Source organism: Serratia rhizosphaerae, from assembly GCF_009817885.1.
Classification (GTDB): Bacteria; Pseudomonadota; Gammaproteobacteria; order Enterobacterales; family Enterobacteriaceae; genus Serratia_B; species Serratia_B rhizosphaerae.
Map to the genome: position 1 here is coordinate 1,604,204 of NZ_CP041764.1, position 15,769 is coordinate 1,619,972.

Annotated in this window: 12 protein-coding genes and 1 pseudogene; 11 read left to right on the forward strand and 2 right to left on the reverse strand. The window is 61.0% G+C overall.

Annotation, left to right across the window (positions count from 1 at the left end; translation table 11 throughout):
• The first annotated feature begins 8 nt into the window (after positions 1–8).
• From FO014_RS07540 to FO014_RS07575, 8 genes and pseudogenes are all read left to right on the forward strand, one after another.
• Positions 9–1,220, forward strand: coding sequence for a 1-propanol dehydrogenase PduQ (locus tag FO014_RS07540; protein ID WP_160028727.1), 1,212 nt, complete (start codon positions 9–11; stop codon positions 1,218–1,220).
• Between the two features lie 2 nt (positions 1,221–1,222).
• On the forward strand, positions 1,223–4,606 hold the full coding sequence (gene cutC / locus FO014_RS07545) for a choline trimethylamine-lyase (protein WP_160028729.1): 3,384 nt from the start codon (positions 1,223–1,225) through the stop codon (positions 4,604–4,606).
• 65 nt (positions 4,607–4,671) lie between these two features.
• Positions 4,672–5,619 (forward strand): choline TMA-lyase-activating enzyme, encoded by a 948-nt coding sequence (cutD, locus tag FO014_RS07550; RefSeq protein WP_160028731.1) that lies wholly within the window; start codon positions 4,672–4,674, stop codon positions 5,617–5,619.
• 10 nt (positions 5,620–5,629) lie between these two features.
• Positions 5,630–6,064, forward strand: coding sequence for a BMC domain-containing protein (locus FO014_RS07555; protein ID WP_160028733.1), 435 nt, complete (start codon positions 5,630–5,632; stop codon positions 6,062–6,064).
• A 33-nt stretch (positions 6,065–6,097) separates the two neighbouring features.
• Positions 6,098–6,733 (forward strand): annotated as a pseudogene (locus FO014_RS07560) (phosphate propanoyltransferase).
• A gap of 7 nt (positions 6,734–6,740) precedes the next feature.
• Positions 6,741–7,415, forward strand: a complete 675-nt coding sequence (locus FO014_RS07565) for a hypothetical protein (RefSeq protein WP_160028735.1) — start codon at positions 6,741–6,743, stop codon at positions 7,413–7,415.
• Positions 7,416–7,472: 57 nt separating this feature from the next.
• On the forward strand, positions 7,473–7,835 hold the full coding sequence (locus FO014_RS07570) for a DMT family transporter (protein ID WP_160028737.1): 363 nt from the start codon (positions 7,473–7,475) through the stop codon (positions 7,833–7,835).
• Between the two features lie 11 nt (positions 7,836–7,846).
• On the forward strand, positions 7,847–8,176 hold the full coding sequence (locus tag FO014_RS07575) for a DMT family transporter (RefSeq protein WP_160028739.1): 330 nt from the start codon (positions 7,847–7,849) through the stop codon (positions 8,174–8,176).
• Between the two features lie 89 nt (positions 8,177–8,265).
• On the opposite strand, the gene lptG is transcribed toward FO014_RS07575, so the two are convergent.
• Positions 8,266–9,336, reverse strand: coding sequence for an LPS export ABC transporter permease LptG (lptG, locus tag FO014_RS07580; RefSeq protein WP_015670685.1), 1,071 nt, complete (start codon positions 9,334–9,336; stop codon positions 8,266–8,268).
• Complete coding sequence (lptF, locus tag FO014_RS07585; protein ID WP_160028741.1) at positions 9,336–10,430, reverse strand: LPS export ABC transporter permease LptF; 1,095 nt, start codon at positions 10,428–10,430, stop codon at positions 9,336–9,338. Before lptF ends, lptG begins: the two co-directional genes overlap by 1 nt.
• A gap of 282 nt (positions 10,431–10,712) precedes the next feature.
• On the opposite strand from lptF, the gene pepA reads away from it, so the two are divergent.
• From pepA to FO014_RS07600, 3 genes are all read left to right on the forward strand, one after another.
• On the forward strand, positions 10,713–12,224 hold the full coding sequence (gene pepA, locus FO014_RS07590; RefSeq protein WP_160028743.1) for a leucyl aminopeptidase: 1,512 nt from the start codon (positions 10,713–10,715) through the stop codon (positions 12,222–12,224).
• Positions 12,225–12,387: 163 nt separating this feature from the next.
• The gene (locus tag FO014_RS07595; protein ID WP_160028745.1) at positions 12,388–12,837 is read left to right on the forward strand and encodes a DNA polymerase III subunit chi; all 450 of its coding nucleotides are present in this window, start codon (positions 12,388–12,390) and stop codon (positions 12,835–12,837) included.
• A gap of 13 nt (positions 12,838–12,850) precedes the next feature.
• Complete coding sequence (locus FO014_RS07600) at positions 12,851–15,727, forward strand: valine--tRNA ligase (protein WP_160028747.1); 2,877 nt, start codon at positions 12,851–12,853, stop codon at positions 15,725–15,727.
• Positions 15,728–15,769 lie beyond the last annotated feature (42 nt).

The following is a 15,769-nucleotide window of genomic DNA, read 5'->3' on the forward strand; positions in this document are numbered from 1 at the left end:
AAGCAGGCATGAATGAATTTCTGATTAAGCCAAAAATCCATTTCGGTGCAGACGCACTGAACGCGCTGCGGGATCTGCCCGGCCGTTCGGCGTTTTTGGTGACGGATCAGGCGATGGTGAAACTGGGGATGGCGGAGCAGGTGACGCGTCTGCTCCAACAGCAGCAGGTGCGCTGCCGCCAGTATGACAGCGTCGCCTCCGATCCGGATATCGCCGCCATCGTCAGCGGGATGAAGATGATGGACGACGACTACCCCGAGCTGATTATCGCTCTGGGCGGCGGCTCGGTGATCGATGCGGCCAAAGCGGTGATGTACACGCTGTGGCACTGTCGCCAGGAGCGCCGGCGTCCACGCCCCTGCTTCGTCGCGATACCCACCACCAGCGGCACCGGCTCTGAAGTCACCAGCTTTTCCGTCATCAAAGCGCGCAGTGAAAAGCTGGTGCTGGTGGATGAGTTTATGCTGCCCGACCTCGCCATTCTTGACCCGCGGCTGGTGGCGTCGGTGCCGCCGGTGATTACCGCCGACACCGGCATGGACGTGCTGTGCCATGCGTTGGAGGCCTATGTCTCACGGCTCGCCAGCGATTTCAGCGACGCGCTGGCGGAAAAGGTGGTGCAGCTGGTGTTCCACCATCTGCTGCCCTGCTACCAACAGGGCAGCGATATGCTGGCGCGCGAGAAAATGCATAACGCCTCCTGCATGGCCGGCATGGCGTTCACCAACGCCTCGCTCGGGGTCACCCACAGCATGGCGCACGCCCTCGGCGGCATGTTCGGCGTACCGCACGGGCGGGCCAATGCGCTGCTGATGCATGAGGCCATCGCCTTTAACGCCGATCTGGACGGCGAGTGCGCCACCCCCGCCGCCCATAAATATGCCGCACTGGCGCGCCTGCTGGCGCTGCCGGCCGCCAGCGCGCGCGAAGGGGTTAACAGCCTGCTAGTGGCAATCGCCACGCTGAAACAGGAAATGAACATGCCGGCCAGCCTGCACGCCGCCGGGCTGGACGAGCACCGCTTCCAGGTCTGCCTGAACGACATGGCGCATCAGGCGCTGCATGACGGCTGCACACCGACCAACCCGCGTGAGGCCAGCCTCGCCGACTTCGAAAGCATGCTGCGCCGCGCTTACCACGGCGCCGCCGGCAACGACCCATCATCAAGCTTACGGACTTTGCGCGACAACGTGCAAGGCGAAGGAATCAGGAGATATTGAACATGGCACACTATGCACTGACGCCGCGCGTACAGCAGCTGGCGGAACGCTTTTTATCCCAGAACAGCACCATCAGCACCGAGCGCGCCAGCCTGCTGGAGACGCTGCATGACGACGTGGCCGGCCAGCCGGCTCAGGTTCGCCATGCCCGGCGCTTCAATGAGCTGATGAAAAAACTGCCCGGCTATATCGGCCCGGATGAGCTGATTATCGGCAGCCAGTCTTCCGCTCCGCGCGCCGCCATTTTCCACAGCGAAAGCGAGCTACGCACCCCTTCCGCCTTTACCGCGCCGGGCCAGAGCTCGCCTGACTATCTGGCGGTAATCACCAAAGGCCTGAACGCCATCGGCGCCGACATGGAAGACCGCGCCAGAAGCATCGGCAGCGCGGTCAGCCGCGGCGCGCTGGACGAAGCCAACCAGTGCCGCGCGATGATTTACGCCTGCAACGCCGTCGTTCATCTGGCGCACAAGCTGGCTGACAAAGCGGAAAATCTGGCCGCGGTGGAAAATCACCCTTACCGTCAGGCCGAGCTGCGCGAAGCGGCCGCCATCCTGAGAAAAGTGCCGGCGCAGGGCGCAGGCAGCTTTAAAGAGGCATGCCAGGCGTTCTACCTGTTCCAGCTGGCGCTGCACCTGGAAAACGGCAGCTACGCGGTCAGCCCGGGCGGTTTCGACAAGCTGCTGTACGGCTTCTACCAGCACGATATCGCTCAGGGCATCCTGACGCCGGCGCAGGCCTATGAGATCGTCGAGTGCCTGTGGTTAAAACTGTGCGAGCTGTCGGAAGTGCGCGCCCCTTGTGAGCAGGACGGCTACCCGATGTTCGACGCCATGCTGCGCGGCGTAAGCATCGACGACCCGGCGCTGGTCATTAACGAACTGTCCGCCATGCTGCTGGCCGCACGCCGCAATCTGGAAAGCCGCAACCCGGCGCTGCGCGTCCGGCTGTTTAGCAGCCAGTCCGCCTCCCCTATTCAGCACCATGCCGCCGCCGGCGCGCAGCCGGCGCCGGGCCTGACGCCGCGCCTGCAGCGCCTGCGCGACAATTACCTGGACGCCCGCCCGAGCGTCTCCATCTTCCGCGCCCTGGCCTTTACCGAGGTGGCGAAAAACAACCCGGGCCTGCCGACCATTCTGCTGCGCGCCAAGTCGTTCCGCGCCGCCTGTGAAAGCGCGCCGATCCTGATCCAACCGGACGAACTGATCGTCGGCCACCCGTGCGGCAAACCGCGCGCCGGCGCCTTCTCGCCGGATATCGCCTGGCGCTGGGTGAAGGACGAACTGGATACCATGAGCACCCGCCCGCAGGATCCGTTCGAGATCGCCGAAGAAGATAAACAGATCATCCGCGAACAGATCGTACCATTCTGGGAAGGCCGCTCGCTGGATGAGATCTGCGAAGCGCAGTACCGCGAGGCCGGCGTCTGGTCGTTCAGCGGCGAGACCTTCGTCAGCGATCTCTCCTACCACCAGATCAACGGCGGCGGCGACACCTGCCCCGGCTACGACATCCTGCTGTTCACCAAGGGCATGAACGGCATCAAGGCCGACGCCCAGCAGCGCCTCAACGCGCTGAGCATGGAAAATCCGGAAGATATCGACAAGATCTACTTCTACAAGGCGGCGATCGAAACCTGCGACGGCGTGATGAACTATGCCAGACGCCTAGCCGACAAGGCGCGCGAGCTGGCGTCGCAGGAGCGCGATCCGGCGCGCCGCGCCGAGCTGCTGACCATTGCGGAAACCAACGAAAACGTGCCGGCCAACCCGCCGCAGACCCTGCAGGAAGCGCTGCAGAGCATCTGGACGATAGAGTCGCTGTTTGAAGTGGAAGAGAACCAGACCGGGCTGTCGCTCGGGCGTATGGACCAGTACTGCTACCCGATGTATCAGGCGGATATCGCCTCCGGCCGTCTGACGCAGGAGCAGGCGCTGGAACTGATGCAGGCGTTTATCATCAAGTGCGCCGAGCTGATGTGGATGTCCAGCGAACTGGGCGCCAAGTACTTCGCCGGCTACCAGCCGTTTATCAACCTGACCGTAGGCGGCCAGAAACGCAGCGGCGGCGACGCCTGTAACGCACTGACCTACCTGATTATGGATGCGGTGCGCTTTGTCAAAGTGTACCAGCCGTCGCTGGCCTGCCGTATTCACAACCAGTCGCCGCAGCAGTATATGGAAAAAATCGTCGAGGTGGTGAAAGCCGGTATGGGCTTCCCGGCCTGCCACTTCGATGATTCCCACATCAAGATGATGCTGCGTAAAGGGTTCGACTTTGAAGACGCGCGCGACTACTGCCTGATGGGCTGCGTGGAGCCGCAAAAGTCGGGTCGCATCTACCAGTGGACCTCCACCGGCTATACCCAGTGGCCGATCGCCATCGAATTTGTGCTCAACCGCGGCCGTATGGTGCTGTTCGACAGCGACCAAGGCCTGGATACCGGCGAGCTGCACACGCTGAAAACCTTTGAAGACTTCGACCGCGCGGTGAAAGAGCAGGTGGCGCATATCGTCAAACTCTCCGCCATCGGCACCGTGATCAGCCAGCGCGTGCACCGCGACGTCGCGCCCAAGCCGCTGATGTCGCTGCTGGTGGAAGGCTGCATGGAAAAAGGTATCGACGTCGCCGCCGGCGGCGCGGTGATCAACCACGGCCCGGGCCTGATCTTCTCTGGTCTCGCGACCTATGTCGACTCGATGGCCGCCATCCGCAAGCTGGTATATCAGGATCGTAAATACACCCTGGAGCAGATCCGCGATGCGCTGCTGGCCAACTTCGAAGGCTACGAACAGCTGCGCCGCGACTGTCTGAACGCGCCGAAGTACGGCAACGACGACGACAGCGTGGATCAGTTCGCCCTCGATATCACCGAGTGGACGGAGCGCGAATGCCGTCAGTACAAGATGCTCTACTCGCGCCTGAGCCACGGCACCCTGTCCATCTCCAACAACACGCCAATCGGCGAGCTGACGGCGGCGACGCCGAACGGCCGTCTGGCCTGGATGCCGCTGTCCGACGGCATCAGCCCGACCCAGGGCGCGGACAAGCAGGGGCCGACCGCCATCATCAAGTCCGTCAGCAAAATGAACGTGGAGACCATGAACATCGGCATGGTGCACAACTTCAAGTTCCTCAAAGGGCTGCTGGACACGCCGGAAGGCAAGGGCGGGCTGATCACCCTGCTGCGCACCGCTTCGATTCTCGGCAACGGCCAGATGCAGTTCAGCTATGTCGATAACGAGGTGCTGAAAAAAGCCCAGTTGGAGCCGGAGAAATACCGCGACCTGATCGTGCGCGTTGCGGGATACAGCGCCTACTTCGTGGAGCTGTGCAAAGAGGTTCAGGACGAAATCATCAGCCGTACGGTGATTGAGAAGTTCTGATATTGCGCCGGGGATGACGCAGGGAGGCGTTATCCCACCGCCCGACTAATGAGGTAACGATAACCATGGATAACATGGAGCGAAAGGGTCGCATTTTCAATATCCAGAAATACTCGATCTATGACGGAGACGGTATCCGCACCCTGATTTTTTTCAAAGGCTGCAACATCCGCTGCGCCTGGTGCGCCAACCCTGAAGGGCTCAGCAGCCAGTTTCAGGTGATGTACTCCCGCGACAAGTGCGTTGACTGCGGCCAGTGCGTCGATGTCTGCCCGGTGGGCATCCACTCGATGATCAAAAACCCGCAGGGCGACCCGCAGCACCGGGTCGACCGTCAGCTCGACTGCATCGGCTGCCGCAAGTGTGAAGAGGTGTGCATCAGCGACGCGCTGGACATCATGGGCAAAGACGTCACGGTGCGGGAGCTGATGGACATCATCCTGCAGGACATCGACTTTTACCATGCCTCCGGCGGCGGCGTGACGCTGGGCGGCGGCGAGCTGAGCCTGCAGGCGGACTTTGCCGTCGCGCTGCTGACCGAATGCAAAAAAATGATGATCAACACCGCCATTGAGACCAACGGCACCACGCCGCTGGCCAACTACGAAAAACTGGCGACCTGCACCGATATGTTCCTGTTCGACATCAAGCATATCGACAGCGACCGCCACCGCGAACTGTTCGGCGTCGGCAACGAAGGCGTGAAGCGCAACCTGGAGCGCCTGGTGGAGCTTGGCGCTCATATCGTGGTGCGCATGCCGCTGGTGCGCGGCTACAACGACGCCTACGACGCCATCACCGGCGCGATTGACTATGTCACCGCGCTGGCGCGGCGCGGCAATATCAGCCGCATCGACGTGCTGCCTTACCACCAGTTGGGCAACACCAAATACGACCGGCTCGACATGATCTATCCCATTCAGCACGACCCCAGCTACAGCGAGCAAGAGCTGGATCAACTGGCGGCGTTTTTCCAACGCTTTGATTTCGACATCAGACTAGTAAGGCACTAAGGAGAATCACATGAAGTTAAGCCTGGGAGTCATTGAAACCTACGGCCTCACCGCCGCCATTCAGGCCGCCGACGCGGCCTGTAAATCCGCCTCGGTCACGCTGCTGGGTTACAAGAAGATCGGCGCCGGTCTGGTTAACGTATTCCTCGGCGGCGAGATCAGCGCGGTGAAAAGCGCCGTTGACAGCGGCGTCGCCGCCGTCGGCCAGCCGACGTTTATCCGTGGCCGGCTGGTTATCGCCCGTCCGGGCGAACAGGTGGTGGCACTGCTGAATGGTCTGGCGGGCAACGCCCTGACGCCGTCAGACGACGATGCCGCCATCGCACCGAGCGCCGCCGCAGCCGCTCCGGCCGACAAACGGGACGATGCCCCGCCACCGACCGCCGAGGCTAAACAACCCGCGCGCACCGAAAACCGGGCCGGCGGCAAAAAGGATCAGAAATAACGACAGCGTCTCTTAACAGTCAGGAACAACCCTATGTTTAAAGCATCGTTACTGGAAAAGGTGCGTCACAACCTGACGCAGGCGCAGCCGCTGCCGTCGGAGATGGCAATCCCGGTTGGCGTCTCCAACCGCCATGTCCACCTGTCGCAGCCGGATATCGAGGCGCTGTTCGGCCCAGGTTACCAACTGACGCCGCTGAAGGAACTGCGCCAGCCGGGACAGTTCGCCGCTAAAGAGTGCGTGACCATCGTCGGGCCGAAGGGCGCAATTGGCAAGGTGCGGGTGCTGGGGCCGGCGCGGGACGTTTCGCAGCTGGAGATCTCCAAGGCCGACTGTTTCACCCTCGGGGTGAAAGCGCCGGTGCGCGAGTCGGGCCAGCTGCAGGCCTCCGGCGACGCAATGCTGGCCGGCCCGGCGGGCTATGTCGCGCTGCGTTCGCAGGTGATTTGCGCCTAGCGGCATATCCATATGTCGCCGCTGGACGCCGCCCGGCTGGGAGTGAGCAACGGTCAGGCGGTGCGGGTCAAAACGGCAGGTCAGCGCGCGCTGGTCTTCGACCAGGTGGTGGTGCGCGTGAAAGACAGCTTTGCGCTGGAACTGCACATTGACACCGATGAAGCCAACGCCGCCGGACTGGCCTCCGGCGACAGCGTCACGCTGGCAGGCTGAGGGGGCGATGATGCAAGACGACACTCTCGACCGGATCGTGAATGCCGTACTGATGCGTATGCGGCCGCGGCTGTTGCTGCTGCTCACCGCCGCAGACGGCTACCACGAAATCATTCTGGCGCGTTTGCAGCACTGTCGTCACTTCGCGCCGCAGGTGCTGTTTGCCGACAGGGCGCAGGCTGTCCACCCGGCAGACGCCTGGCGGCAGCTGGGCCACGTTGTCACCCTGGAGGAGATGGCGCAAGTCGGCGCGCTGGAAAATATCGACCGCGTCATCGCGCCCTTCCTGGATTTCGCCACCGCGGCGGACGTCGCCCACGACCTGTTTCAGTCTGAAGCCGCTCGCTGCATTCAGCTGGCGCGGCTGCATAACACGCCGGTGCTGGCGCTGGATTACAACTGCAATCCGCACAGCGAATTAAACCGGCTCAAAGGGCTTGGCCGCAGCGCAGACGCGCACTCGCTGGCGGACAATCTGCCCCGGCTGGCGCAGCGCGGCATTCAGTTCTGCAGCCTGGAGCAGATGCTGTCGCCGGCGCCGCCGCCTGCGGCCGCTACTGGCGCCGATGCTGAAACCGGCGGCTATATCACCCTCAGCGAACTCAAACAGCGCAACGGCCGCTGCCCGCCGGGCGCCAGGCTGACCGATCTGGCGCTGGAATACCAACGAGGAAGCCAATAACCAAAAAAACATTCCCCCAACGTGATGGAAATTATCATTTATCAGGAGAAACAGAGTATGTCATCAAAAGCGAAGTCCTGGCTGTGGATGTTGTTGGTGATAGCGTCCGAGACCTCGGCCACCTCAACGTTAAAGATGTTCGATAACAGCGAGGGCGCCACCAAAACCCTGCTGCTGGGGCTTATCGTCGTGCTGTATTGCGCCTGTTATTACGCCCTGTCGAACGCGGTGAAGTACATCCCCGTCGGTCTGGCCTACGCCACCTGGTCGGGCACCGGCATCTTGCTGGTGTCGACGCTGGGCATGGTGTTTTACGGCCAGCACCCCGATATCCCGGCGATGATCAGCATGGCGATTATCGCCAGCGGCATCGTGATTATGAACCTGTTTTCTAAAATGGGCTCGGCAGAGTCAGAGTAAGGGAGAGGCACATGTTTAATATTGGCTTTCTGTGGCTGGCACTGTCTATCGGCGCCGAAATCACCGGCACCTCGATGATTAAAAAAACCAACAGTTTTAAGAAGTTCGGTCCCTCTCTGCTGGTGATCGGCGCGTATTGCCTGTGTTATTTCGCGCTGACCCGGGCGATGGGCTATATGCCGGTAGGGGTGGCCTATTCGCTGTGGTGCGGCTTTGGCATCGTCGGCGTGACCGCGGTGTCGATGCTGCTGTATAAGCAAAAACCCGACCTGCCGGCGATTTTCGCCATGGCGCTGATCATCGGCGGCGGCATCATCATGAACACCTTCTCGCAGATGTAGCGTTTTCTCACCACAAAACGGCCTTCCGGCCGCCGGGATCAAAAAAGGGTCGAAGCAAGCTTCGACCCTTTTCACTGATCAGACGTTCGTTATTTGCGCTTGAGCAGCATATACACGCTGACCGACAGGAACAGCAGGCTCGGCAGCAGCGCACCCAGTACCGGCGGCATGCTGTACACCAGGCTGAGCGGGCCGAAGATCTGGTCCAGCACGTAGAACAGGAAGCCGCAGCTGATACCGGTCACCACGCGCACCCCCATCGGCACGCTGCGCAGCGGGCCGAAGATAAACGACAGCGCCATCAGCATCATCACCGCCACCGACAGCGGCGAGAAGATTTTGCTCCACATGTTCAGCTGATAACGGCTGGCTTCCTGGCCGCTCTGCTTCAGATATTTGGAGTAGTTGTGCAGCCCGCTGATGGAGAGCGAATCCGGATCCAGCGCCACCACGCCCAGCTTATCCGGCGTCAGGTTGGTTTTCCATTCTCCGCTCAGCGTCTGGGTGCCGGTGACCTGCTTGGCGTTGGTCAGGTCCGAGGTGTCCACCTGTGACAGCTTCCATACGCCGTCTTCAAAGCTGGCGGTGGCGGCATAGCGCACCGTTTCCAGCCGGCGCTGGTCGTTAAAGTGGTAGATATTGACGCCGGACAGCTCGTTCTTGCCGGAAACCCGCTCGATATAAATAAAGTCAGTGCCGTCCTTCGCCCACAGGCCGCTTTTGGTGGACAGCAGCGAACCGCCGTACATCTGCTGCGCACGGTAGTTGCGCGCCATCTGCTCGCCCTGCGGCGCTACCCATTCGCCGATCGCCATGGTCAGCAGCATCAGCGGAATGGCGGTTTTCATCACCGAGCCGGCAATTTGCAGCCGCGTAAAACCGGAAGCCTGCATCACCACCAGTTCGCTGCGCGTCGCCAACTGCCCCAGCCCCAGCAGCGCGCCCAGCAGCGCCGCCATCGGGAAGAAGGTTTCAATGTCCTTCGGCACGCTCAGCAGGGTATACACCCCCGCGCCCAGCGCCGAATACTCCCCTTGCCCCACTTTGCGCAGCTGGTCGACAAACTTGATGATGCCGGACAGCGACACCAGCATGAACAGCGTCATGATGATGGTGTTGAAGATGGTTTTACCGATATAGCGGTCTAATACGCCAAACATCAGACAGCTCCTCTCAGACGTCCGCGCAGTTTACGCATCGGCACGGTATCCCACAGGTTGAGCGCCAGCGCGATCGCCAGATACACCGCGTTCACCAGCCAGATCCACAGCATCGGGTCCAGCTTGCCCTTGCCGGCGTTGGAGCGCAGCGAGGTCTGCAGCAGGAAGAAGATCAGATACAGCAGGATAGCCGGCAGCATGCTCAGCACGCGCCCCTGACGCGGATTCACCACGCTGAGCGGCACCACCAGCAGCGCCATCAGCACCACGGAGACCACCAGCGTCAGGCGCCAGTGGAACTCGGCGCGCGCGTCCTGATCGTCGGAGTGCCACAGGGCGCTCATCGGCATCTGCTCGGCTTCGGTGTTGTCCGCGACGACGGCGCGGTGGCCAATCACCGCCTTGTAGTCGCTGAAATCGGTGATGCGGAAATCGCGCAGCAGCGCGGTGCCCTCAAAGCGGGTGCCTTTATCCAGCGTCACCACCTGCGAGCCGTCTTTCGTCTGGTTGATCTTGCCATGTTCCGCCACCACCACCGACGGGCGCTGATTGCCGTTAGGCCGCAGCTGCGCCAGGAACACATCGTTGAAGGTGTTGCCCTTGACGTTGCCGATAAACAGCACCGCATTGCCGTCCTGCGACGGCTTGAACTGCCCTTCCGCCAGCCCGGCTACGCTCGGGTTGGCCTTGGCTTCGGCAACCACCTCATCCTGGTGGCTGGAGGCCCACGGGCCGATCCAGAACACGTTGGCCGCGGCGACGAGGGCGGTGAACAGCGCCAGCACCATTGCGGCGACAATCAGGGTGCGTTTGCCCAGGCCACAGGCGTGCATCACCGTAATTTCACTTTCGGTGTACAGCCGTCCAAGCGTCATCAGCAAGCCAAGAAACAGGCTTAACGGTAAAATGAGCTGCGCCATCTTCGGCACGCTCAATGCGAGCAGGGATAATACTAAATTTGTCGGGACATCGCCGTCCACCGCGTCCCCTAACACCCTGACCAGGTTCTGACAAAAGAAGATCAGCAGCAGGATGAACAGGATCGCGATTTGGCTCTTGAGCGTTTCCCGTACCAGATATCTAATGATAATCACGCTTATTACGCCTGTGAAAACTTGTCTTTTTGCAGGAAAATCGATAGTTTCTTCGCTAATCCGCCATTTATTCTCATCATATGGCAACCTTCACAGCTAAAATAGTATTACAACATCAAGCCGTTTGGGTGCCCTATAGGAACATACCTATAGTCGCCAAAACAGAACAATTTACGCCGTTCAGGTTAACATACTTTAGTTAACTCAACGGCGGGAGATCGTTACGGAGCTGGTTATTCTAGCCGTACCTCCCGCCTTTGTCTTTAAGATTCAGGAGAGTGCATGGAGTTCAGTGTAAAAAGCGGTAGCCCGGAAAAACAGCGCAGTGCCTGTATTGTAGTCGGCGTTTTCGAACCGCGCCGCCTGTCGCCTATCGCGGAACAACTCGACAAAATCAGTGATGGTTATATCAGCGCCCTGTTGCGCCGTGGTGAACTGGAAGGCAAGGTCGGCCAGACATTGCTGCTGCATCACGTGCCTAACATCCTCTCCGAACGTATCCTGCTTATCGGCTGCGGTAAAGAGCGCGAACTGGATGAACGCCAGTACAAACAGGTGATTCAGAAAACCATCAATACCCTTAACGACACCGGCTCCATGGAAGCGGTCTGCTTCCTGACCGAGCTGCACGTCAAAGGCCGCAACACCTACTGGAAGGTGCGTCAGGCGGTGGAGACCGCCAAAGAAACGCTGTACACCTTCGACCAGCTGAAAAGCAACAAGGTGGAGCCGCGCCGTCCGCTGCGCAAAATGGTGTTCAACGTGCCGACCCGCCGTGAACTGACCAGCGGCGAACGCGCCATCCAGCACGGCCTGGCAATTTCCTCCGGCATCAAGGCGGCGAAAGATCTCGGCAACATGCCGCCGAACATCTGTAACGCCGGCTATCTGGCCTCGCAGGCGCGCCAGCTGGCGGACGCCTTCAGCACCAATGTCACCACCCGCGTGATCGGCGAGCAGCAGATGAAAGAGCTGGGCATGAACGCCTATCTGGCGGTCGGCGCCGGTTCACAGAACGAATCATTAATGTCGGTGATGGAATATAAAGGCAATCCTAACCCGGACGCCAAGCCTATCGTGCTGGTCGGCAAGGGCCTGACCTTTGACTCCGGCGGCATCTCGCTCAAGCCGGGCGAAGGCATGGACGAGATGAAATACGACATGTGCGGCGCGGCGACGGTCTATGGCGTGATGCGCGTAGTGGCGGAACTGAAGCTGCCGCTGAACGTGATCGGCGTGCTGGCCGGTTGTGAAAACATGCCGGGCGGGCGCGCCTACCGTCCGGGCGACGTGCTGACCACCATGTCCGGCCAGACGGTGGAGGTGCTGAACACCGACGCCGAAGGCCGTCTGGTGCTGTGCGACACCCTGACCTACGTCGAGCGCTTCGAACCGGAGCTGGTGATTGATATCGCCACCCTGACCGGCGCCTGCGTGATCGCGCTTGGCCACCATATCACCGGGCTGATGTCGAACCACAACCCGCTGGCGCACGAGCTGATCGGCGCCTCCGAGCAGGCCGGCGACCGCGCATGGCGCCTGCCGATGGCCGACGAATACTACGAGCAGATGGACTCCAACTTCGCCGACATGGCGAATATCGGCGGCCGTCCGGGCGGGGCGATCACCGCCGCCTGCTTCCTGTCGCGCTTTACCCGCAAGTACAGCTGGGCGCACCTGGATATCGCCGGCACCGCCTGGCGCTCCGGCAAGGCCAAAGGCGCAACCGGCCGTCCGGTCGCGCTGCTGTCGCAGTTCCTGCTGAACCGTGCAGGCCTGAACGGCGACGATTAAATACCCTTAATCTTTCAAGCCGCCGCCTTGCTGGCTGCAACTTGAAATCTATTGGGTATATAATCTTCTCAGCAGCGAAGGAGCAGAGTTATCTGCTCCGTTCCCTAAAAGGGCGCAACCGACATGTTGTGCCCTGTTTTTTTATCGGCAGCGGTGGATCCCAATGAAACAGGCGACGTTTTACTTGCTCGACAATGCAGACCCGGCGGGCGCGCTCAGCGCACACGAGGCCGTGGCCTGCGCCGCGGCTGCCGACGCCTTCCGCGCCGGTAAGCGGGTGCTGATCGCCTGTGAAAGTCAGGAACAGGCCATCCGGCTGGATGAAGCGCTGTGGCAGCGCGATCCGCACCAGTTTGTCCCGCACAACCTGGCAGGCGAAGGGCCGCACTACGGCGCGCCGGTGGAGCTGTGCTGGCCCGGCAAGCGCGGCAACGCCCCGCGCGATCTGCTGATCGCCCTGCTGCCGCAGTTTGCGGACTTTGCCACCGCTTTCCATGAAGTGGTAGACTTTGTCCCTTATGAAGAAACCTTAAAACAGTTGGCGCGCGACCGATACAAAGCCTATCGCAGCGTCGGCTTCCAATTGACCACGGCAACGCCGCCAACTCACTGAATTACGAAATAAAATGGAAAAGACAAACAGTCAGCTCGATACCGCCTACAACCCGTCCCAGATCGAACAGAAACTGTACGATCACTGGGAGAGCCAAGGTTACTTCAAGCCCAATGGCGATACCAGCCAGGAAAGCTTCTGCATCATGATCCCGCCGCCGAACGTCACCGGCAGCCTGCACATGGGTCACGCTTTCCAGCAGACCATCATGGACACCATGATCCGCTACCAGCGCATGCAGGGTAAAAACACCCTGTGGCAGGCGGGCACCGACCACGCCGGCATCGCCACCCAGATGGTGGTGGAGCGCAAAATCGCCGCGGAAGAAGGCAAAACCCGCCACGATTACGGCCGCGACGCGTTTATCGACAAAATCTGGCAGTGGAAGGCGGAATCCGGCGGCACCATCACCCGCCAGATGCGCCGCCTCGGCAACTCGGTAGACTGGGAGCGCGAGCGCTTCACCATGGACGACGGCCTGTCCAACGCGGTGAAGGAAGTGTTTGTCCGCCTGTACAATGAAGACCTGATCTACCGCGGCAAGCGCCTGGTGAACTGGGATCCGAAGCTGCGCACCGCCATCTCCGATCTGGAAGTGGAAAACCGCGAATCCAAGGGTTCCATGTGGCACCTTCGCTACCCGCTGGCCGACGGCGCGAAAACCGCCGAAGGTAAAGACTACCTGATCGTCGCCACCACCCGTCCGGAAACCGTGCTGGGCGACACCGGCGTGGCGGTCAACCCGGAAGATCCGCGTTACAAAGACCTGATCGGCAAAGAGATCGTGCTGCCGCTGGTGGGTCGCCGCATCCGTATCGTCGGCGATGAGCACGCCGATATGGAAAAAGGCACCGGCTGCGTGAAAATCACCCCGGCGCACGACTTTAACGACTATGAGGTGGGCAAGCGCCACGGCCTGCCGATGATCAACATTCTGACTTTCGACGGCGATATCCGTCAGGAAGCGGAAGTGTTCGATACGCTGGGCGAAGCCAGCGACGCGTACAGCAGCGACATCCCGGCGCAGTTCCGCGGCCTGGAGCGTTTCGCCGCGCGTAAAGCCGTGGTAGCCGCCTTTGAAGAGCTCGGCCTGCTGGACGAGATCAAACCGCACGACCTGACGGTGCCTTACGGCGACCGCGGCGGCGTGGTGATCGAGCCGATGCTGACCGACCAATGGTACGTGCGCACCGCGCCGCTGGCGAAAGTGGCGGTGGAAGCGGTAGAGCAAGGCGATATCCAGTTCGTGCCGAAGCAGTACGAAAACATGTACTTCAGCTGGATGCGCGACATTCAGGACTGGTGCATCTCCCGTCAGCTGTGGTGGGGCCACCGCATTCCGGCCTGGTACGACGCCAACGGCAAAGTGTACGTCGGCCGCAATGAAGAAGAAGTGCGCCGCGACAACAACCTGGCGGCGGACGTGGCGCTCAGCCAGGACGAAGACGTGCTGGACACCTGGTTCTCTTCCGGCCTGTGGACCTTCTCCACCCTGGGCTGGCCGGAGCAGACCGACGCGCTGAAAACCTTCCATCCGACCAGCGTGATGGTCAGCGGCTTCGACATCATCTTCTTCTGGATCGCCCGCATGATCATGCTGACCATGCACTTTATCAAAGATGAAAACGGCAAGCCGCAGGTGCCGTTCCACACCGTCTACATGACCGGCCTGATCCGCGACGACGAAGGGCAGAAGATGTCCAAGTCCAAGGGCAACGTGATTGACCCGCTGGATATGGTCGACGGCATTTCGCTGGAAGATCTGCTGGAAAAACGCACCGGCAACATGATGCAGCCGCAGCTGGCGGAGAAAATCCGCAAGCGCACCGAGAAGCAGTTCCCGAACGGCATTGAGCCGCACGGCACCGATGCCCTGCGCTTTACGCTGGCGGCGCTGGCCTCCACCGGCCGCGATATCAACTGGGATATGAAGCGTCTGGAAGGCTACCGCAACTTCTGTAACAAGCTGTGGAACGCCAGCCGCTTTGTGCTGATGAACACCGAAGAGCACGACTGCGGCTTCAACGGCGGCGAGATGCAGCTGTCGCTGGCGGACCGCTGGATCCTGGCGGAATTCAACCGTACGGTGAAAGCCTACCGCGAAGCGCTGGACAGCTACCGTTTCGACATCGCCGCCGGCATCCTGTACGAGTTCACCTGGAACCAGTTCTGCGACTGGTATCTGGAGCTGACCAAGCCGGTTATCAACAACGGCAGCGAGGCGGAACAGCGCGGTACGCGCAACACGCTGATCACCGTGCTGGAAGCGCTGCTGCGCCTGGCGCACCCGATCATTCCGTTTATCACCGAAACCATCTGGCAGCGCGTCAAGCTGCTGAAAGGCATCAGCGACGATACTATCATGCTGCAGCCGTTCCCGGCCTACGACACTGCGCTGGAAGATGAGCAGGCGCTGGCGGACCTGGAGTGGATCAAGCAGACCATCATCGCGGTGCGTAATATCCGCGCCGAGATGAACATCGCGCCAAGCAAAGCGCTGGAAGTGCTGCTGCGCAACGCCAACGGCGATGCCCAGCGCCGCGTGCAGGACAACCAGAACTTTATCGCCCGTCTGGCGCGTCTGGAATCCATCGCGCTGCTGCCTGCCGGCGAGAAAGGCCCGGTTTCCGTCACCAAACTGGTGGACGGCGCCGAGCTGCTGATCCCGATGGCCGGCTTTATCGACAAGGACGCGGAAATCGCGCGCCTGACGAAAGAGATGGCCAAGCTGGACGGCGAGATTGCCGCGATTGAAGGCAAGCTGGCGAACGAAGGCTTTGTCTCACGCGCGCCGGAAGCGGTCGTCGCCAAAGAGCGCGATCGTCTGGCGGCCTGCAAAGAAGGCAAGGTGAAACTGCAAGAGCAGCAGGCGACCATCGCCGTGCTGTAATCCCGCGGGCGCCGCAGCATGCGCCCGTCAGTCAGACAACGG